At 74.0% G+C, this 17,753-nt stretch carries 17 protein-coding genes; 4 read left to right on the top strand and 13 right to left on the bottom strand.

Annotation, left to right across the window (positions count from 1 at the left end):
- Window positions 1-123: 123 nt before the first annotated feature.
- Both hemG and hemQ read left to right on the top strand, forming a co-directional pair.
- Window positions 124-1,581 (top strand): protoporphyrinogen oxidase, encoded by a 1,458-nt coding sequence (gene hemG, locus ACZ6D7_RS34105; RefSeq protein WP_469499486.1) that lies wholly within the window; start codon window positions 124-126, stop codon window positions 1,579-1,581.
- 5 nt (window positions 1,582-1,586) lie between these two features.
- Window positions 1,587-2,318, top strand: a complete 732-nt coding sequence (hemQ, locus tag ACZ6D7_RS34100; protein WP_469499483.1) for a hydrogen peroxide-dependent heme synthase — start codon at window positions 1,587-1,589, stop codon at window positions 2,316-2,318.
- Here hemQ and ACZ6D7_RS34095 read toward each other — a convergent pair whose 3' ends face one another.
- From ACZ6D7_RS34095 to ACZ6D7_RS34075, 5 genes are all read right to left on the bottom strand, one after another.
- Entirely contained in the window at window positions 2,319-3,941 is a 1,623-nt protein-coding gene (locus ACZ6D7_RS34095; RefSeq protein ID WP_469499480.1) for an alpha/beta hydrolase, read from the bottom strand.
- 261 nt (window positions 3,942-4,202) lie between these two features.
- Window positions 4,203-5,006, bottom strand: coding sequence for a TIGR04222 domain-containing membrane protein (locus tag ACZ6D7_RS34090; protein ID WP_469499476.1), 804 nt, complete (start codon window positions 5,004-5,006; stop codon window positions 4,203-4,205).
- Between the two features lie 123 nt (window positions 5,007-5,129).
- Complete coding sequence (locus tag ACZ6D7_RS34085) at window positions 5,130-5,912, bottom strand: DUF4142 domain-containing protein (RefSeq protein WP_469499473.1); 783 nt, start codon at window positions 5,910-5,912, stop codon at window positions 5,130-5,132.
- Window positions 5,913-6,172: 260 nt separating this feature from the next.
- Window positions 6,173-7,486 carry an MbnB/TglH/ChrH family RiPP precursor modification enzyme gene (locus tag ACZ6D7_RS34080; protein ID WP_469499470.1) on the bottom strand — a complete coding sequence of 438 codons (1,314 nt, stop codon included), beginning with the start codon at window positions 7,484-7,486 and terminating at the stop codon, window positions 6,173-6,175.
- Window positions 7,487-7,682: 196 nt separating this feature from the next.
- On the bottom strand, window positions 7,683-8,399 hold the full coding sequence (locus ACZ6D7_RS34075) for an aminoacyl-tRNA hydrolase (RefSeq protein ID WP_469499468.1): 717 nt from the start codon (window positions 8,397-8,399) through the stop codon (window positions 7,683-7,685).
- 87 nt (window positions 8,400-8,486) lie between these two features.
- Here ACZ6D7_RS34075 and ACZ6D7_RS34070 point away from each other — a divergent pair, with 87 nt between their 5' ends.
- A complete protein-coding gene (locus ACZ6D7_RS34070) occupies window positions 8,487-9,347 on the top strand; it encodes an ATP-binding cassette domain-containing protein (protein ID WP_469499465.1) in 861 nt (286 codons plus the stop codon).
- Window positions 9,344-10,015: an ABC transporter gene (locus tag ACZ6D7_RS34065; RefSeq protein ID WP_469499462.1), complete on the top strand. Its 672-nt coding sequence runs from the start codon at window positions 9,344-9,346 to the stop codon at window positions 10,013-10,015. Before ACZ6D7_RS34070 ends, ACZ6D7_RS34065 begins: the two co-directional genes overlap by 4 nt.
- Here ACZ6D7_RS34065 and ACZ6D7_RS34060 read toward each other — a convergent pair.
- From ACZ6D7_RS34060 to zapE, 8 genes are all read right to left on the bottom strand, one after another.
- Window positions 10,007-10,186, bottom strand: coding sequence for a hypothetical protein (locus tag ACZ6D7_RS34060; RefSeq protein WP_469499461.1), 180 nt, complete (start codon window positions 10,184-10,186; stop codon window positions 10,007-10,009). The two genes, ACZ6D7_RS34065 and ACZ6D7_RS34060, sit on opposite strands and share 9 nt — an antisense overlap.
- 15 nt (window positions 10,187-10,201) lie before the next feature.
- Complete coding sequence (locus ACZ6D7_RS34055; protein WP_469499459.1) at window positions 10,202-11,047, bottom strand: polysaccharide deacetylase family protein; 846 nt, start codon at window positions 11,045-11,047, stop codon at window positions 10,202-10,204.
- Window positions 11,048-11,186: 139 nt separating this feature from the next.
- Window positions 11,187-12,551, bottom strand: coding sequence for an alkaline phosphatase PhoX (locus ACZ6D7_RS34050; protein WP_469499457.1), 1,365 nt, complete (start codon window positions 12,549-12,551; stop codon window positions 11,187-11,189).
- Window positions 12,552-12,641: 90 nt separating this feature from the next.
- Window positions 12,642-13,568, bottom strand: coding sequence for a slipin family protein (locus ACZ6D7_RS34045; RefSeq protein WP_469499456.1), 927 nt, complete (start codon window positions 13,566-13,568; stop codon window positions 12,642-12,644).
- A 114-nt stretch (window positions 13,569-13,682) separates the two neighbouring features.
- Window positions 13,683-15,167 carry a SulP family inorganic anion transporter gene (locus ACZ6D7_RS34040; protein WP_469499453.1) on the bottom strand — a complete coding sequence of 495 codons (1,485 nt, stop codon included), beginning with the start codon at window positions 15,165-15,167 and terminating at the stop codon, window positions 13,683-13,685.
- Window positions 15,168-15,175: 8 nt separating this feature from the next.
- A complete protein-coding gene (locus ACZ6D7_RS34035) occupies window positions 15,176-15,757 on the bottom strand; it encodes a carbonic anhydrase (RefSeq protein WP_469499449.1) in 582 nt (193 codons plus the stop codon).
- A 137-nt stretch (window positions 15,758-15,894) separates the two neighbouring features.
- On the bottom strand, window positions 15,895-16,302 hold the full coding sequence (locus ACZ6D7_RS34030) for a hypothetical protein (RefSeq protein ID WP_469499447.1): 408 nt from the start codon (window positions 16,300-16,302) through the stop codon (window positions 15,895-15,897).
- Window positions 16,303-16,496: 194 nt separating this feature from the next.
- A complete protein-coding gene (gene zapE, locus ACZ6D7_RS34025) occupies window positions 16,497-17,603 on the bottom strand; it encodes a cell division protein ZapE (RefSeq protein WP_469499445.1) in 1,107 nt (368 codons plus the stop codon).
- Window positions 17,604-17,753 lie beyond the last annotated feature (150 nt).

Below are 17,753 nucleotides of genomic sequence, written 5' to 3'. Positions count from 1 at the left end.
CTCTTCGACGCCGGACCGGGCCGGGACGTTTGGGGGGAACGGTTCCGAAGAGGTCACGGTCGGGACGCGGCGGGGCCACGGGGTCCCGGCCGGACTGTCGGTGGCGTTTGAGAGAGTGGGGACATGAGCGCAACGGGTACGGGCACGGGGCGGCACGTCGTCGTCGTCGGAGCCGGGATCGCCGGGCTGGCCGCGGCCCACCGGCTGCTGACACACGGCGCGCGGGTCACCGTGCTGGAGGCGTCCGACCGCGTCGGCGGCAAGCTGCTGCCCGGCGAGATCGCGGGCGTCCGGGTCGACCTGGGCGCCGAGTCGATGCTGGCCCGCCGCCCCGAGGCGGTCGCTCTCGCGCGCGAGGTGGGTCTCGACGCCCGCCTGACGCCGCCGGCCACCGCGACGGCCGCGATCTGGACCCGCGGCGCCCTGCGCCCCATGCCCAAGGGCCATGTCATGGGCGTCCCCGGCACGGCGGCCGCGCTGAGCGGCGTGCTCTCCGCCGAGGGGCTCGCCCGCATCGAGCGCGACGCCGACCTGCCCCGCACCGAGACGGGCGAGGACGTGGCGGTCGGGGAGTACGTCGCGGCGCGCCTGGGCCGCGAGGTCGTCGACCGCCTGATCGAGCCGCTCCTCGGCGGCGTGTACGCCGGGGACGCCTACCGCATCTCGATGCGCTCGGCCGTACCTCAGCTCTTCGAGGCCGCGCGCACGCACACCTCGCTGACCGAGGCGGTCCGCGAGATCCAGGCGAAGGCCGCCGCGGGCCCGCAGACCGGCCCGGTGTTCATGGGCATCGAGGGGGGCGTGGGCGCACTGCCGCTCGCCGTCGCGGAGTCCATCGCGGCACGTGGCGCGCGGATCCACACGCGTGCGCCGGTGAGCGAGCTGCGCCGGGAGGCCGTGGGCGGCTGGCGGGTGAGCGCCGGGGACCGCGTGCTGCACGCGGACGCCGTGGTCGTCGCCGTCCCCGCGCCCGTCGCCGCCCGGCTGCTGGCCGCCGAGTCCCCGGCCGCCGCCGCCGAACTGGCCGCCGTCGAGTACGCCTCCATGGCCCTGGTCACCCTCGCCTACCGCCGCTCCGACACCGCCCTGCCGGCCGGCAGCGGCTTCCTCGTCCCGCCGGTCGACGGCCACACCATCAAGGCGTCCACGTTCGCCTCCCAGAAGTGGGGCTGGATCGCCGACGAGAACCCCGACGTGGTCGTCCTGCGCACCTCCGTCGGCCGGTACGGCGAGACGGAGATCCTCCAGCGGACCGACGCCGAACTGTCCGACGTCTCCCGGCACGACCTGCGCGCGGCCACCGGCCTGGCCGCCACCCCGTTGGAGACCCGCGTCACCCGGTGGACGGACGGCCTGCCCCAGTACCCGGTCGGCCACCACGCGCGCGTGGCGCGCATCCGCGAGCACGTCGGCAGGCTTCCCGGCCTCGCCGTCTGCGGCGCGCCGTACGACGGCGTCGGCATCCCGGCCTGCGTCGCGAGCGCGTACGCGGCCGTCGACCAGATCGGCGGCGACCTGAGCGCCGTCCGGGAGCTGACGGCCAACCCGGTGCAAAGTCTGCACGGCGGAGCGGGAGAATGAGAACCATGAGTGACGACGCCCCCACCACCGAGGCCGGCAGGATCCCGAACAAGGGCAAGCTGGCCAAGGACCTCAACGAGGTCATCCGCTACACACTGTGGTCCGTCTTCAAGCTGAAGGACGTGCTGCCCGAGGACCGCGCGGGCTACGCCGACGAGGTTCAGGAGCTGTTCGACCAGCTCGCCGCCAAGGACGTGACGATCCGCGGCACGTACGACGTGTCCGGCCTGCGCGCCGACGCCGACGTCATGATCTGGTGGCACGCCGAGACCGCCGACCAGCTCCAGGAGGCGTACAACCTCTTCCGGCGGACGAAGCTGGGCCGCGCCCTGGAGCCGGTCTGGTCGAACATGGCGCTGCACCGCCCCGCCGAGTTCAACCGCTCGCACATCCCGGCGTTCCTCGCCGACGAGACGCCCCGCGACTACGTGAGCGTCTACCCCTTCGTGCGCTCCTACGACTGGTACCTGCTGCCCGACGAGGACCGTCGCCGCATGCTCGCCGACCACGGCAAGATGGCCCGCGGCTACCCGGACGTCCGCGCCAACACGGTCGCCTCGTTCTCGCTGGGCGACTACGAGTGGATCCTGGCGTTCGAGGCCGACGAGCTGTACCGCATCGTCGACCTCATGCGCCATCTGCGTGCCTCCGAGGCCCGGATGCACGTCCGCGAGGAAGTCCCGTTCTACACGGGCCGCCGCAAGGACGTCGCGGAGCTGGTCGCGGGCCTCGCCTGATCACTGCGCCGGGCGGACGGCCCTGACCTGGGTCTTTCCGGACTCCTCGGAGACGTCCGCCGGCTTCGGCTCCTGGTGCGGTGCGCAGGCCGCGCGCCGCACGGGCAGCCGTCCTTCCAGCAGATACGCGTCGAGGTGGCCGTTGACGCACCGGTTCGGTCCGCCCGCGATGCCGTGCGTACCCGAGTCCCGCTCGGTCACCAGCACCGAGCCCGTCAGTCGCCGGTGCATCTCCAGCGCCCCGTCGTAGGGGGCGGCCGCGTCCCGCTCGGCGGCCAGGATCAGCGTCGCCGGCAGTTCACCCGGCCCGGTCCGCACGTCCAGCGGCTTCTGCCGGGCCGCCGGCCAGTAGGCGCACGGCAGGTTCGCCCACACGTTGTCCCACGTCTCGAACGGCGCGACCCGCGCGAGCCGCGTGTTGTCCCGGTCCCACGTCCTGAAGTCCGTCGGCCAGGACGCGTCGTTGCACTCCACCGCCGTGTACACCGCCGAGGAGTTCTCCGCCTCGGCCGCGGCCTCGGTGATCGGCCCGGCCTGTGCGATCAGCTCCTCGGGCTCGCCCTTCAGGTACTCCGACAGCGCCCGCGCGCGGTGCGGCCAGAAGTCGTCGTAGTAGCCGGCCTGGAGGAACGCGCCCTGGAGTTGCCCGGGGCCCACCGTCCCGCCGGCCGGCTCCGCGGCCAGCCGGGCCCGCGCCCGCTCGTAGCTGCGCAGCACGGCGTCCGCCGTCCGGCCCAGGCCGTACACCTTGTCGTGCTTGGCGATCCACTCCCGGAAGTCGGTCCAGCGGCTCTCGAACGCCATCGACTGGTCGAGGTTGTTGCGGTACCAGATCTTCTCCGGGGCCGGGTTCACCGCCGCGTCGAACACCATCCGCCGTACGTGCGAGGGGAACAGCGTCGCGTACACCGCCCCGAAGTAGGTGCCGTACGACGCCCCCATGAACGTCAGCTTCTCCTCGCCGAGCGCGGCCCGCAGCACGTCCAGGTCGCGGGCGTTGTTCAGCGAGTTGTAGTGCGGCAGCGCGCCGCCCGCCCGCTTCGCGCAGCCGCGCGCGTACGCCTTCGCCTCGGCGATGCGCTCCCGCTTGTACGACTCGGACGGGTGGGTCGGAGCGGGCGAGGGTCCCTTGAAGAAGTGCTTCGGGTCCTGGCAGGACAGCGGCGCCGAGCGGCCGACGCCGCGCGGGTCGTAGCCGACGAGGTCGTAGGCGGCGCCGATCCGCTTCCACTCCGGAAGCAGCCCGATCATGGGGAAGTGCAGGCCGGAGCCGCCCGGGCCGCCGGGGTTGAACACCAGCGCACCCTGCCGGGGCACCCGGTGCTTGCTGTTGTTCGGGTCGCGGTGGGTGGCCCGCACCCGGCTGACCGCCAGCTTGATCTGCCGGCCGTTCGGCCGCGCGTAGTCGAGCGGGACGGAGACCGTGCCGCACCGCATCCCGGCCGGCAGGTCCCGCGCGTCCGGACAGGCTGTGAAGGCCACCCCCTGCTCGGCGGCCCGCGCGGCGGCGAGCGCGACGCCCGCGGAGGCACCGGCGGTGTCCGGGACACCGCCCGCGGGGGCGGCGGAGAGGGTGGCCAGGAGCAAGGCTCCGGTGGCCGAGTAGAGGGCGGCAGCTCTCATGGCGAGTCCCTTCGGTGCGCGGCGGCGACAAAAGGGATGTTTCGTTCGGCTGTGGGGGAAGGCAAGCACCGTCCCCGGGTGTCGGCTCCAATGCTCCCTGTGCGCCCCCCTGGGCGGTCCGGCGCGCGCCCGACGGTGCGTCGGATTCGCCCGAACCTCCGGGCGGCTGAACATCAGGGGCGCGAACGTCAGGGCGGCCGGGGCGTCCGGGCGGCCGAACCGTCCGAGCCGTCGCTCGCCTGACCGTGCGTCGGCCGCCCCTCAGCCCCGCTCGAACAGCTCGCGATGGCCGAAGGCAGCCCGCAGGTCGGGCTCGCCGACCGCCCGTATCCCGAGGACGGCGACGGAGGTCAGATACGTCCGCTCGTCGGCCGCGCCGCCCGCGTCCCCCTCACCGCCCCCGCCCTCGGCCCGGTGGGCCAGCGCGCCCAGCAGCCGCCGGCCGGCCGGGGAGGCCCAGCGCGCGTACGGGGGCACCTCGACCCGCGCGATCGCCAGGCAGCTCAGGGTGAGCGCGAGCGGCAGCGCGAACCACAGGGCGACGAGCCCGCGCGGCATGTCCGAGGGGACCGGCATCAGCAGCGCCACCGCCCCCACCGCGAGGACGAACAGGGCGGCGCCGCGCACCTGCCGCAGGCCGGCGGAGACCGTCGTACGGGCCCCGTCGGGCACCGCGAGGCCCGCGCTGACCAGCCGGTCGGCGATGCCGCGCACCGCGTCCGCGGCCGCCGCGGCGGCCCGCACCGGCGCTATCCGGGACTGGCCCTCCGGCCCGATGGCCCCGATGACCGACCGCTCCATCTCGTCCCGCCCGCGCGGGTCCACGACGGTCGCCCACCCGGTGTGGGCGAGCAGCAGCCGCCGCTGCCGGGCCATGGAGACCAGGGTCAGCTCGGCGACCCTGCCGGGTCCGCCGGAGAGGAACGCGGCCTCGTAGAGCGTCAGGTCGTGCGCCTGGCCCGCGTCCGGGTCGACGGCCGCCGCGCGGACGGCGGCCAGACACAGCCGGGTGCACGCCGCGCCGGCGACGCCCCATGCCAACACCAGGAGAAGGACCCAGAACATGCCCTGTTTCTATGCCAACACCCCGGGAAGCGCCATGCTTTGTTCACCATCCGGACCGAGCGTTGTGGGTATGTGACGTTCCGGTGCATTGCGTTGTGGTCCGGTGCGGGGCGTTCCGTCGGTTCAGGAGGCGGACGGCGGACTCGTCGCGGCGGGTGGCAACGTGTAGCTCGGGGCCGGCGACGGGGACAGCGGCACGACCGGACCGGGATCGGTGGTCGGACCTGGCGGGGCGGGGGAGCGGGTGATCGGCGGGGTGCTGCCCATCGCCAACTCCCGGGCCAGGGCGTCGAAGTCGACGTTCCCGGTGGCCTCCAGGATCTGGATGTGGTCCAGCACGGTGGTGTTGGCGTCGTCGGCGAGGGAACGCACCAGCGAGTTGCGGGTGCCGGCCCGAACCTGCGCGACGACGGAGAACACCCGGCCGTGGGCCAGCCGCAGGATGTTGGCGAACTTCCAGTCGTACTCCGTGCCCTGCGCCGCGTTCAGCTCCGCCAGCCAGCCCCGCTGCTGGTCGTTGGGCTCGTTCGGCAGCGCGAGCCCCAGCTTCGCCGCCACGTCGCGCACCCGCTCGTCCAGGAAGACGTGCCCCTCGACGAGGTGCCGGCCCGCCGTCCGTACGGCCTCCGTGGTGCCCTTCTGCTGGGCCTGCCGGCCGGCCGGCAGCTCCCACAGCCCGGCCAGCCGGACCTTGGTGACGAAGTCCCGGTCGAGCGCGGACAGCGGTCCGTACTGGGTGGCCACGCTCTGCGCGTTCAGCACGTCGACGCCGGTGCCCGACCGGTCCTCGTAGGACCAGATCGGGAAGGCCAGGGCCGCGAGGGTGGCGGTCAGGCACACGATGATGATCCCGGTGCCGCTGAAGATGCCTCTGCCCCTGATCGGGGGGCGGGGTCGGGATCGCATGGTGCCTCCTGCGCATGGCACCGCACGCGCGGGTACAACGGGTGCGGGAGTCCTTATTTTACTGTGCCGCTTCCGTCAACCGCCGTACGGGTGGACGCCGTCCCGCACGTGATGAACCGTGAGCGACGAGCGACGACCGAAATCCGGCGGTGGCGCGACGTATCCCGACTTTCCGGGCGCGGACGTACGGCTCACCCGCCTCCTCGACAGCGGGGACGCGGCACGAGGGCGGTGCCCGAACGCGCGCGGTGCCCGGTGGCCTACCGCCCGATCAGCGTCCGCCCCACCCGGGCCAGCCGGGAACCGGACCGCGGAGCGGAGCCCGAACGGTCCAGCCACCAGCGGCGGAGGTCCCGTGCGGCCCGGCCCTCGGCCGCCCGCCCGGCGAGCAGCACGTGCTCCGCGAAGTCCAGGGCGTCCTGGCGGTAGCCGGCGCGCATCGGATGACCCTGGGCGTAGGCCAGGAACGACGGGCGGTAGGCGGAGCCCAGGATCTCCGGCAGTTCCGGGGCCACCTTCGCCACGACGTCCGCCCGCTTCGCCGCCAGGGCCCGCGCCTGGACGCCCAGCCGGACCCGGTCGAAGCCCTCCGGCGCCGGGGTCCCCGCGACCAGGGCGGACAGCAGTGCCGCCTGGGCGAGGCCGAGGCGCTGGCGGGTGGCGTCGCCGGCGGCCGGCACCGGGGCCGGGTCGCGCTCCTCGCGCCCGCGCGGCGGCTCCGGCGCCGTGCCGCGGATCGCCTCGCCCGCCTCGCCCGCCTCGACCGCTTCCCTGATGGTCCCCAACTCCCGCTCCAGCTCGCCCGGTTCCGGGAAGTTCTCGTCGCGCTCCAGGAGCACGCCCGGCGGGGACACCCGGGAGGCGAGATCGGCCAGGATGTCGAGGACCGGGCGCGGCACGGGATGGGCGTGGCTGTCGTGCCAGACGCCGTCCCGTTCGAAGCCGCCCGCGACATGGACGTACGCGATGGCCTCCAGGGGCAGTTCGGCGAGCGCCTTGGCGGGGTCCTCGCCGCGGTTGACGTGGTTGGTGTGCAGGTTCGCCACGTCGATCAGCAGCCGGACGCCCGTCCGGTCCGCCAGCTCGTACAGGAACTGCCCCTCCGTCATCTCCTCGCCCGGCCAGGCGATGAGCGCGGCGATGTTCTCGACGGCGAGCGGCACGGGCAGCGCGTCCTGCGCGATGCGCACGTTCTCGCAGAGCACGTCGAGGGCGTCGCGAGTACGCGGTACCGGCAGCAGGTGCCCGGCCTCCAGCCGCGCCGTCGCGGTCAGCGGGCCGCCCGCGCGGACGAACGCGATGTGCTCGGTGACCAGCGGCGAGCCCAGGGCCTCGGCCCGCTCGGCGAGGGCGGTGAGCCGCCCCTCGTCGGGCCGGTCGGCGCCGCCGAGTCCCAGCGAGACGCCGTGCGGGACGACGGTGACGCCGCGGTCGAGCAGCCGCAGCAGGGATTCGGGGAGGTGTCCGGGGCAGGTGTTCTCCGCCACGACCTCGACCCAGTCGATGCCCGGCATCCGCTCCACGGCGTCCGCGATCTCCGGCCGCCAGCCGATGCCCGTTCCCAGTCGTGTCATGGCCCCCGCCTCCTTCGTGCCGTGCCCCCTCGGTGGTGACGGGGGTATGACCCCGCCGGGTTCCCCCGAACCGCCCCCGCCGCACCTTCAGAGGAACATTTGAGGTTGGGCGCCGGCCGCTCGCCGCAAGGTCGGTCGCTCGCCGCAGGGTCGGTCGCTCGCCGCAAGGTCGGTCGCTCGGCGCAGGGTCGGTCGCTCAGCGCAGCGCAGGGTGGTCCGCGACCACCGTGCAGCTGCCGGGCGCGATCTCGGTGAATCCCGCGTCCCTGACCACCGGCAGCCCGCTCGCCGTCAGCTCGTCCCACCGCCCGGCCGCCGCGGTCCGTACCGCCAGCGGGAATCCCGCCTCGCGCCAGGCGGTCCGCTCCTGCTCCGACAGCTCCCACCAGGCGAGCTGCGCGCCGTGCCCGGCCTGGGCCATCGCCTTGCCGGCGGACATGCCGAGGTCGGGATTGAGCCAGATCACCGGCGCCGACGGGTCGGCGTCCACCGGCGGCTCCGGGTCGTCGAGGTCGGTGCCGGAGACCTGGAGCCTGGCCAGGTCCTTGGGCCAGCCGTCCAGCGGGACGGGCGGGAAGACCCGTACCTCCGCCGCCTTGCCGGTGACCGTGATGCCGGGCAGCGCCTCGGCCCGCCGCCACTCCGCGCCGCGCGCCCGCCGCACCACCTTGCGGATCCGGGCGTCCTGCCAGTCCCGCACGGCCTGCGCCCACGCGCCGTCGCCCAGCGCCCGCTCGTCGGCGAGGAGGGTCAGCACGGCCCGCGCGGCCGTCTCCAGCGCGTCCGTGCGCGCCGGCGGGGCGGCCCGCTCGATCCGTACCACCAGGGGGAGGACGAACTGCGGGGCCTCGTCGCGTGACGAGGGCTCGGAACGGAAGGGGCTGTCGCCGGGAACGGTGGGATCACTGGTCACGTCCTCCAGTCTGCCAGGCGGAAGATCGGTTCCCCGGACCGAGTGACCCGGACCGAGTGACCCGGAGCGAGTGAGAGGACGGCCGGCATGGACAGTGCGCTACGGCTGGAGGCCGTCGGCCGCCGCTACGGCCTGCGCGGACCGTGGGTCCTGCGCCGGGTGGACCTCACCGCGGCGCCCGCCACGCTCATCCGCGTCGAAGGCCCCAACGGCACCGGCAAGTCCACCCTCCTGCGCCTCCTGGCCCGCGTCGACACCCCCACCGAGGGCAGGGTCACCGGCCGCCCCCGCACCGCGTACGTCCCCGAACGCTTCCCCGCCGAACTCCCCTTCACCGCCCTCGGGTACCTCACGCACCTCGCCGCCGTCCACGGTCTCTCCCGTACGGCGGCCGAGCGCGCGGCGGGCGACTGGCTGGAGCGCTTCGGCGCCGGCGCCCACGCCCGCACCCCGATGACCCGTCTCTCCAAGGGCAGCAGCCAGAAGGTGGCGGTGGCCCAGGCCCTGCTCGCCGAACCGGAGTTGCTGATCCTGGACGAGGCCTGGACCGGCCTCGACGCCGACGCGCGCGCCGAACTGGAACGCGCGGTCGCCGAGCGCACGGCCGAGGGAACGGCCGTCGTCTTCGTCGACCACGACCCCCGCCGCCTCGCCGCCACGACGGACGCGGTGTACGCGCTGCGCGACGGCACCCTGCACCGCCGTACCGCCGAACCGGCCGCGGGCACCGCCGACGGTCCGTACACGGTGGTCGAGGTGCGCGGACCGGCGCCGCTGCCGGCGGAGGCGCTGCGCCTGGTCGCCTCCGCCGAGGAGACGGCCGACCGTGCCCACCGCCTCACCGTCCCGGCCGCCCGCTCCGACGTCCTGCTGCGTGCCCTGCTGACCGCCCGCCCGCCGTGGCACGTCGTGAGCGTGTGCCCGGCCGACCACGAAGGCCGCCCATGACCGCCCTGCTGCGCTACCGGACAGCCCTGCTCGTCCGCTCCCAGCGCTGGCTCGCGCCGTTCCTGCTGTACGCCGTCTTCCTGGGCGTCGGTGTGCAGGGCGGCCAGCCGCTGCTGGACTCGCTCGGCTACGCGGCCGCCGCGCTGCTGCCCGTCGCCGCCTGGCTGGTGCGGATCTGCGTCTCCGCCGAGCCCCCGGCGGCGCGGACCGTCGTCGCGGCGGCGGCCGGGCCCGCGCGGGCGCACCTGGCCTCGGTCCTCGTCGCCCTGGGCGCCTCGGCCCTCCTGGGTACGGCGGCCACTGCGGTCGTCGCCCTCGTCAGCGACCCGGTCGGCGCCGACCACCAGCAGCGCGTCCCCGTGCTCGAAGGCACCGCGGCCGGACTGCTCGCCGCCCTGACTTGTGCCCTGCTCGGCACGGCCGTCGGCGCGCTCACCGCCTGGCCCGTGCTGCGCTCACCCGGCCGGGCGGTGCCCGCGCTGCTGCTGGCGGCCCTCCTGGCGCTGGTGGTCACGGGATCCCCGGCGCACGCGGCGGTCAGCGACCTGGTCGGCGGCTCGCACGCGGCGACCGTCCACCTGCCGCTCCTCCCGCTCGCGGCCGCGGCGCTGCTGACGGCCGCCGCGACGGCCGCGGCCTGCGCGCTCACCTCCCGCCGGTCACCCTGAGCAGGCGGTGCGCTGCGCCTCCTGCCACTCACAAACGGGGCACAGCGTGATCCCCTTGTACGACTCCGGGTACTCGGTCGGCTCCCGGCACAGCACGCAGTCGGCGTACGGCGGCCCCTCGGCCCTGGGCGGCTCCGTCGCGTCGACCGGACAGCAGGCGTCCTCGCTCATCCCTCCAGCGTACGGTCACCGGTGCCGCCCGCTCGCCGCCCCGATCAGTTCGGACACCTTCACGAACCGGTACCCCTGGCGGCGCAGTTCGGGCACGATCGCGCGGACCGCCCGCTCGGTCGTCGGCGCGGCGCTGCGGGTGCAGTGCATGACGACGACGGAGCCCGGCCGCACCCCGTCCAGGACGTCCCGGGCGACCGCGTCCGCGTCCGTGGCGAAGGCGTCCCCGCTCACCACGTCCCACTGCACGGCGGTGACCCCCGTGCCGCTCACCGCGCGCAGCGCCCGCCGGTCGTAGCAGCCGCCGGGGAAACGGAAGTACGGCATCGCGTCCGCCACCCCGGCCTGGCGGAACGCGGTGTAGGCCCGCTCCACGTCCGCCCGCATCCGGTCCCCGGAGACGGTCGGCAGGCCGTAGCAGTCCTCGGTGAAGGCGTAGTGGCTGTAGGAGTGGTTGGCGACCTCGAACAGGGGGTCGCGGCCGATGGAGCGGGCCTGATCGGGGTACTCGTCGGCCCACCGGCCGGTCATGAACACGGTGGCCGGCACCTTCAGCCCCCGCAGGGCCGCGATCAGCCCCGGGTTGTCGAAGTGCTCCCCGTGGGCCGCCCGCCGCCCCTGGTCGGCGGTCATGTCGGCGTCGAAGGTGAGGGCGACGGTCTTCCCGGCCGTACGGGGCCCGTGCCGGAAGACGGGCGTCAGACCGGCGGGGCCCGGGGCGAGCGTCGGCGGCCGGGAGGGCACGGCCGAGCCGGCGGCCGGGGCCGGGCGGGCCGGGTGCGCCGCCGGGGAGGTGCCGCAGGCGGTGAGCACGGCACCGAGGGCACAGAGGGCGGCAAGACGGCGTACAGGAAGGATCACCGTACGAACGTAGGAGCCGAAAAGCGTTACGTATGACGATATGCGTCTCGGCTCTCCGAACGTGTCACCCGCCCGGCCGCGCCCGGGGGTCCGGGCGCTTCCCGGCGGTGGCACGCGGCGCGGGACACCGCGGTCGCCGTCAGCGGCGCCAGGGGCCCGTCACCGCGAACGTCGTCCCGGGGGTGTAGCAGTTGACGTACATCGTGCGGCCGTCGGGGGAGAAGGTGACGCCGGCGAACTCGCCCCACTCCGGTTCCCCGGGGGTGCCGATGTTCTGCCGGCCGCGGGCCATCGGATAGACCTCGCCGTGCCGGGTGACGCCGAAGACGTGCTGGGCGCCGTTGCCGTCCTCGCACACCATCAGACCGCCCCCGGCGAGGCAGATGTTGTCGGGGGACTCGCCGGGCAGCTGGACGTCGGTGTCCGGGCCGAAGACGACGACGAGGGTGAGGCGGCGGCGCGCCGGGTCGTAGCGCCAGACCTGGCCGTAGTGGTCGGCCGCCGAGCCGTCCGCGCTGCGCGCGAACGACGACACGAAGTACACGCACCGCCCGCCCCAGTAGCAGCCCTCCAGCTTCTGGGCGTGCGTGATGCCCCGCGGGCCGTAGTCCTGGAGGCGGGTGGGGGTTTGGGCGGCGAGCGGGTCCGGTACGTCGGCCCACTCCACGCCGTCGAACACCGCGCCGGTCTCCTGGATCGACGAGAGGTCCGGTACGCCGGGGACACGCATCGCCTGGAGCCGGCCGCCGGCGCGCAGCGAGCCGATCCCGCCCAGCGGCTTCTTCGGCAGGAAGCGGTAGAAGAGGCCGAACGGTTCGAGGAACGCGTCCTCCGTCTCGTAGACGACGCCGAGGTGCGGGTCGACGGCGATCGCCTCGTGCTGGAAGCGGCCCATCGCGGCCAGCGGGACGGCGCCGGTGCGGCGCGGGTCGGCCGGATCGACCTCGAAGATGAAGCCGTGGTCCTTCGTGTACCCGTTGGTGCCGGCCTTGTCCTCGGTCTCCTCGCAGGTCAGCCAGGTGTGCCACGGGGTGGGCCCGCCCGCGCAGTTGACGGCCGTACCGGCGACGGCGACCCGCTCCGACAGCACCCGGCCCCGGGCGTCGAGCGTCAGCGCCGTACAGCCGCCCTTGCCCGCCGGGTCGTAGGTCAGGCCCTCGACCGTGGGGACGGGGTGCTGCGCGGTGGGGCGGTTCTCGTGGTTGCGGACCAGGTGGACGCGGCCCTGGCGGCCGGGGAGGGCCGTCATGCCGTCGTGGTTCGAAGGGACGGGGCCCTCGCCGGAGCGCAGCGGGTCGCCCTCGCGGGAGAGCACCCGGTAGCGGAAGCCCTCGGGGAGGTCGAGCAGGCCGTCCGGGTCGGGGACGAGGGGGCCGTAGCCGCCGTGGCCGAGGTCCTGCGCGGTGGCGGTGCCCGCGAAGAGGTCGGAGAGGGCGCCGGTGAAGGCGATGCCCGCTCCCAGGGCGCCGGTGCGGGCGAGGATCTGACGGCGTGTCGAAGACATGCGGGAACCTTCCTGCTGGCGGACAGGAACTGTGATCCCGCTGTGTCTATCACTCCATGCACGTCCCGGGAACCACGCCCGTCGCACGTGTCACCGGTCGAGGTCAGGGGAGGCGGTGGGGGGCTCGTGCCGGGGAGCCGGCGGGTGCGGCTGGGCCGGCGGTTCGGGGCCGGGCGGTGGTTCCGTGGGAGCGGCGAGGCGTTCCTGGAGGCCGGGCGGTGACGGCGGGGGAGCCGCCGGTGCGCCCTGTACCGGCTGCTGCTGGGCCTTCTCCAGGAAGCGCAGGAGTTCCACCGGGAAGGGCAGCACCAGGGTGGAGTTCTTCTCGGCGGCGACCGCCACCACCGTCTGGAGCAGCCGCAGCTGGAGCGCGGCGGGCTGCTCGGACATCTCCTTCGCCGCCTCGGCGAGCTTCTTCGACGCCTGGAGCTCGGCGTCCGCGTTGATGATCCGCGCGCGGCGCTCCCGGTCGGCCTCGGCCTGGCGGGCCATGGAGCGCTTCATGGACTCCGGCAGCGACACGTCCTTGATCTCGACCCGGTCGATCTGCACGCCCCAGCCCACCGCCGGGCTGTCGATCATCAGCTCCAGGCCCTCGTTGAGCTTCTCCCGGTTCGACAGCAGGTCGTCCAGCTCGCTCTTGCCGATGATCGAGCGCAGCGAGGTCTGGGCCATCTGGGAGACGGCGAAGCGGTAGTCCTCGACGTTGATGACGGCGGCCGCCGCGTCCACCACCCGGAAGTACACGACCGCGTCGACCCGGACGGTCACGTTGTCGCGGCTGATGCCCTCCTGGGCGGGGATCGGCATCGTCACGATCTGCATATTGACCTTGCGCAGCCGGTCCACGGCCGGGATCACCATGGTGAACCCCGGCGGCCGGACGTCACCGCGCAGCCGGCCGAGCCGGAGGACCACGCCGCGTTCGTACTGCTTGACGACCCGTGCGGCCGCCGCGGCATACGCGAGGCCCGCGACACCCGCCGCCACGGCCACGCCCAGCAGTTCCTGGAGCATGACGACCTCCTCGACCAGAGGGCCGATCCGTCCGCTCCTGTCAACGATATGCCCGCCGTCCGGACCGGGGCCAAAACCGGCCTCCGGCCCCGACGGCGGGCCGCCGGACAGGCCTCAGACCGCCGTGACCTTCACCGGCTCCGTGCCGGCCGCGCTGTGGCGCTCGGCCCAGGTCTCCAGGGCCGTACGGCAGGCGTGGTCGAGGTGGTGCAGACCGGACAGGTCCAGCTCGACCGGGCGGTCCTGCGGAAGGGCCTCCAGGCTGTCGAGGATCTTCGGCAGCCGCAGGAAGGTCGCGTTGCCCGACAGGTACGCCTGGACGGGGCCGGCGCCCTTGTCGACGACCTCCAGCCTGATGTGCGAGGCCTCCCAGGCCGTCTTCCCGACGGCCAGCGCGAGACCGATGAGCACCCCCTCGAACATGCTGACCGCGACGATCGACACGGCCGTGACGACCAGGATCAGCGCCTCGCCGCGGTGCTCGCGCCACAGGGACACGATCGCGCGGACGGGGACGAGCTTGGCGCCGGCGTGGACCAGGATGCCCGCGAGCGCCGAGATGGGGATGTAGGACAGCACACCGGGCAGCAGAGCCGCGAACAGCAGCAGCCACACGCCGTGCAGCACCCGGGACGCCTTGGTGCGGGCGCCCGCCTGGACGTTGGCGGCGCTGCGCACGATGACCGCGGTCATCGGCAGCGCGCCGAGCATCCCGCAGATCGTGTTGCCCGCGCCCTGCGCGAGAAGCTCCCGGTCGTACTGGGTGCGCGGACCGTCGTGCAGCCGGTCCACCGCGGCGGCGCTGAACAGCGACTCGGCGGACGCGATCAGGGCGAACGCGACGATCGTGCCGAGCAGGCCGACGTCTCCCAGCTCGCCGAACGCGGACAGCGGCGGCGGCTGGACCGAGCCCAGCAGGCCCCGCACCTCGACGGTGGCCACCGGCAGGTCCAGCACCAGCGCGGCGAGCGTGGCCAGGCCGACCGCGGCGAGCGGGCCGGGCACGGTCCGGACCGTCGCCGGCATCCGCTTCCACAGCACGAGGACGGCGATGGTTCCGGCGCCGAGCGCCAGGGACGCCGACGCGCCGCTGTCGCCGAGCGCGTCCACGAGCGCCCCGGGCGCTCCGGCGATCTTCGCCGGACCGGAGTCGGGGGCCTTGGCACCGATCACCGAGTACAGCTGACCGGCGATCAGCACCAGGCCGATCCCGGCCAGCATGCCCTCGACCACGGAGACCGAGATGGCCCGGAAGTACCGGCCGAGCCGCAGGGCGCCCATCGTGATCTGGAGGGCGCCCGTGGCCAGGACGATCACTCCGAGGGCGGGCAGGCCGAACTCCCGCACCGCCTCGAAGACCAGCACGGTCAGACCGGCGGCCGGACCGGACACCTGGAGGCTGCTGCCGCGCATCAGCCCGGTGACGAGGCCGCCGACGATGCCGGTGACGAGCCCCAGCTCGGCCGGCACGCCGGAGGCCACGGCCACGCCCACACAGAGCGGGAGTGCGACCAGGAAGACGACGAGCGAGGCGGCGAAGTCCTGCCTCAGATGGGGGAAACGGGATATTGGGCGGGGGGTGGTGGTGTCGTCGGGCATCGGGGCGCTCACAGGGCCTCGAAGCCGTCGGTGGCCACGCGGTGTTCGAGCACCGCGCCGGTGTGGACCTCGTAGTACCAGCCGCGCACCCGCAGCCGGCCGTCCGCCAGCCGCTTCTCCACGCAGGGGTAGGAGCGCAGCCTGAGCAGCTGGGCGAGGACGTGCTGCTGGACGGCGAGGGCGACCGCCGGGTCGTCCGGGTCGGCGGTGCCCGGCTCGTCCGCGGCGTGCGCGAGCCAGTCGCGGACGGCGGGGACGGCGTCGAGGTCGTCGCCGCGCACCAGCGCGCCGACGGCCCCGCAGTGCGAGTGGCCGCACACCACGACGTCCTGGACGCCGAGGACCTCCACGGCGTACTCGATGGTGGCGGCCTCGCCGGTGGGCCGGTCGGAGCCGTACGGGGGCACGATGTTGCCCGCGGTGCGCAGCTCGAAGAGCTGGCCGGGGCGGGCGCCCGTGATCAGGGCGGGCACGACCCGCGAATCGGAGCAGGTGATGAACAGGACCTGCGGAGACTGGCCTTCGGCCAGCTTGGCGAACTCCTCAGGGCGCTGTCCGAACGTACGGGCGTTGTCGATGAGGGGCTGCATGTGGTGACTCCTCCTGGCGCGCTGTGGGGGCGCGTCGGACGTGCAGAACACAGGACAGTGGTTGCGGCAGTGGTCACGACAGTGGTCGACGTGCAGAACACCGGACAGTGGGGGAACTGCTGTGCTGCTCCGCTCCGTCAGCAGCGGAAGACCTGGAGCGCCGCCGGGGAACGGCCCGTCGAGGATCTCGACGAGCGTTCGTAGGGTTCGGCGGGCCGGGCCGGCTCGTGGTCGGCCGCGGGATCCAGTGCCAGCAGTGCGCGCTCGGGCTCCTGGGGAGCCTGCGCGGCGGTGAAGGTGGCGCGGTGACGGTCGCGCGAGCGCAGCGGGTCGGCGGGGCCGCCGGCGTGGCCGCAGTCGCGGACCGTGACGATCTCGTTGCGCAGGGACTTGCCGGAGGGTTTGAATCCGGGCTGGGTCTTGGCCTCGACCTGACGCGCCGTGTACGCGGATGCGAAGGGGGACGCGGGTGCGAAGAACGGGAGTGCGAGCAGGACGGCGGCGAGGAACGACACCACGGTCCGGGCCGTCGGACCTCGGAACATGCGCCCCCCTCCCGCAGTTCGCGCCACAGCGACAGATCTAGTCCAGACCAACGGTTGGTCAATGACTGGTCAAGAAACACGTTAACCCTGCAAAGAACTTTGCAGGGTTAACTCGGCGTTTCGAGAAGAAGTGCGCCTCAAAAGGGGGGGTTTTCTGGCGCGAACCGATCCTTGACCGGGACCTGGTGGATCGTCTAGTGGGCGTCCACGACTCGCTGGGCGTCACGGGCCAGCGCGGTGAGCCGGGAGATGGCCCGGAAGTACTTCTTGCGGTAGCCGCCGTTCAGCATCTCCTCGCTGAACAGCTGGTCGAAGGGGAGCCCGGAGGCCAGCACCGGGACCTCGCGGTCGTAGAGCCGGTCGGCCAGGACGACGAGCCGCAGGGCCGTCGACTGGTCGGGGATCGGAGCCACGTCCGTCAGGCACACCGCCTTCAGGCCATCGGTCAGCGCGCCGTAACGGCTGGGGTGGACCTTGGCGAGGTGCTCCAGCAGATGCGGGAAGTCGTCCAGCGAGGCGCCCGGGGTGGCGTACGCCGTCTTGGTCACCTGTTCGTCGGAGTAGGGCGCCGGCGCCTCGGGCAGGCCGCGGTGGCGGTAGTCCTCGCCGTCGATGCGCAGGGCGCGGAAGTGCGCCGACAGGCCCTGGATCTCGCGCAGGAAGTCGGCCGCCGCGAACCGGCCCTCGCCCAGCTTGCCGGGCAGGGTGTTGGAGGTGGCGGCGAGCGCGACCCCGGCGTCGACCAGCTTGCCGAGCAGGGTGGAGACCAGCACGGTGTCGCCCGGGTCGTCCAGCTCGAACTCGTCGATGCACAGCAGGCGGTGCCCGGAGAGCGTGCGCACGGTCTGCTGGAAGCCGAGGGCGCCGACCAGGTTGGTCAGCTCCACGAAGGTGCCGAACGCCTTGAGCGCGGGCTCGGCCGGGGTGGCGTGCCAGAGGGAGGCGAGCAGATGGGTCTTGCCGACGCCGTAGCCCCCGTCCAGGTAGACGCCGCGGGGGCCGGCCGGGACCTTGGGGGCCTTTGCCCTGCCGAAGCCGAGGAACCCCCGTTTGGCGGTGCCGACCGCGTGCGCTCCGCCGAGCCCGCCCGCGAAGCCCTCCAGGACCCCTACGGCCTCGGTCTGGCTGGGCTGGTTCGGGTCGGGGAGGTAGGTGCTGAAGCGGACCGAGTCGAAGCGCGGCGGCGGCACCATCTCGGCGACCAGCCGGTCCGCGGGGACGAACGGCTCACGGGCGCACAAGGACAGCGGGGCCGCGTCGGCTATCTCGTCGATGCCGGGGGCGGGGGTGGAGGACGACACGGTTCCCCATGCTAGTCCGCGTGCCAGACTGCCTGACATGCGACGGCTGTTCCCTGTGACCGACCAGACAGTGGCGGGGGGGGGGGGGGGGGGGGGGGGGGGGGGGGGGGGGGGGGGCCACGCCCACACGCACAGAAGAACGAAACCCAA

Source organism: Streptomyces sp. NPDC041784 (genome assembly GCF_055591025.1).
The sequence above is the reverse complement of the archived record's forward strand: the minus strand, read 5'-3'. Positions and strand labels throughout refer to the sequence as shown.

Bases quoted from the DNA above. Each gene is read 5' to 3' on its own strand.
- ACZ6D7_RS34090 (WP_469499476.1), bottom strand. From the start codon at position 5,006: ATGTTCTGGGTCCTTCTCCTGGTGTTGGCATGGGGCGTCGCCGGCGCG.
- ACZ6D7_RS34045 (WP_469499456.1), bottom strand. From the start codon at position 13,568: ATGCTCCAGGAACTGCTGGGCGTGGCCGTGGCGGCGGGTGTCGCGGGC.
- ACZ6D7_RS34030 (WP_469499447.1), bottom strand. From the start codon at position 16,302: ATGTTCCGAGGTCCGACGGCCCGGACCGTGGTGTCGTTCCTCGCCGCC.
- ACZ6D7_RS34035 (WP_469499449.1), bottom strand. From the start codon at position 15,757: ATGCAGCCCCTCATCGACAACGCCCGTACGTTCGGACAGCGCCCTGAG.
- hemQ (WP_469499483.1), top strand. From the start codon at position 1,587: ATGAGTGACGACGCCCCCACCACCGAGGCCGGCAGGATCCCGAACAAG.
- ACZ6D7_RS34065 (WP_469499462.1), top strand. From the start codon at position 9,344: ATGACCGCCCTGCTGCGCTACCGGACAGCCCTGCTCGTCCGCTCCCAG.
- ACZ6D7_RS34070 (WP_469499465.1), top strand. From the start codon at position 8,487: ATGGACAGTGCGCTACGGCTGGAGGCCGTCGGCCGCCGCTACGGCCTG.
- ACZ6D7_RS34085 (WP_469499473.1), bottom strand. From the start codon at position 5,912: ATGCGATCCCGACCCCGCCCCCCGATCAGGGGCAGAGGCATCTTCAGC.
- hemG (WP_469499486.1), top strand. From the start codon at position 124: ATGAGCGCAACGGGTACGGGCACGGGGCGGCACGTCGTCGTCGTCGGA.
- ACZ6D7_RS34095 (WP_469499480.1), bottom strand. From the start codon at position 3,941: ATGAGAGCTGCCGCCCTCTACTCGGCCACCGGAGCCTTGCTCCTGGCC.
- ACZ6D7_RS34080 (WP_469499470.1), bottom strand. From the start codon at position 7,486: ATGACACGACTGGGAACGGGCATCGGCTGGCGGCCGGAGATCGCGGAC.
- ACZ6D7_RS34060 (WP_469499461.1), bottom strand. From the start codon at position 10,186: ATGAGCGAGGACGCCTGCTGTCCGGTCGACGCGACGGAGCCGCCCAGG.
- ACZ6D7_RS34040 (WP_469499453.1), bottom strand. From the start codon at position 15,167: ATGCCCGACGACACCACCACCCCCCGCCCAATATCCCGTTTCCCCCAT.
- ACZ6D7_RS34050 (WP_469499457.1), bottom strand. From the start codon at position 12,551: ATGTCTTCGACACGCCGTCAGATCCTCGCCCGCACCGGCGCCCTGGGA.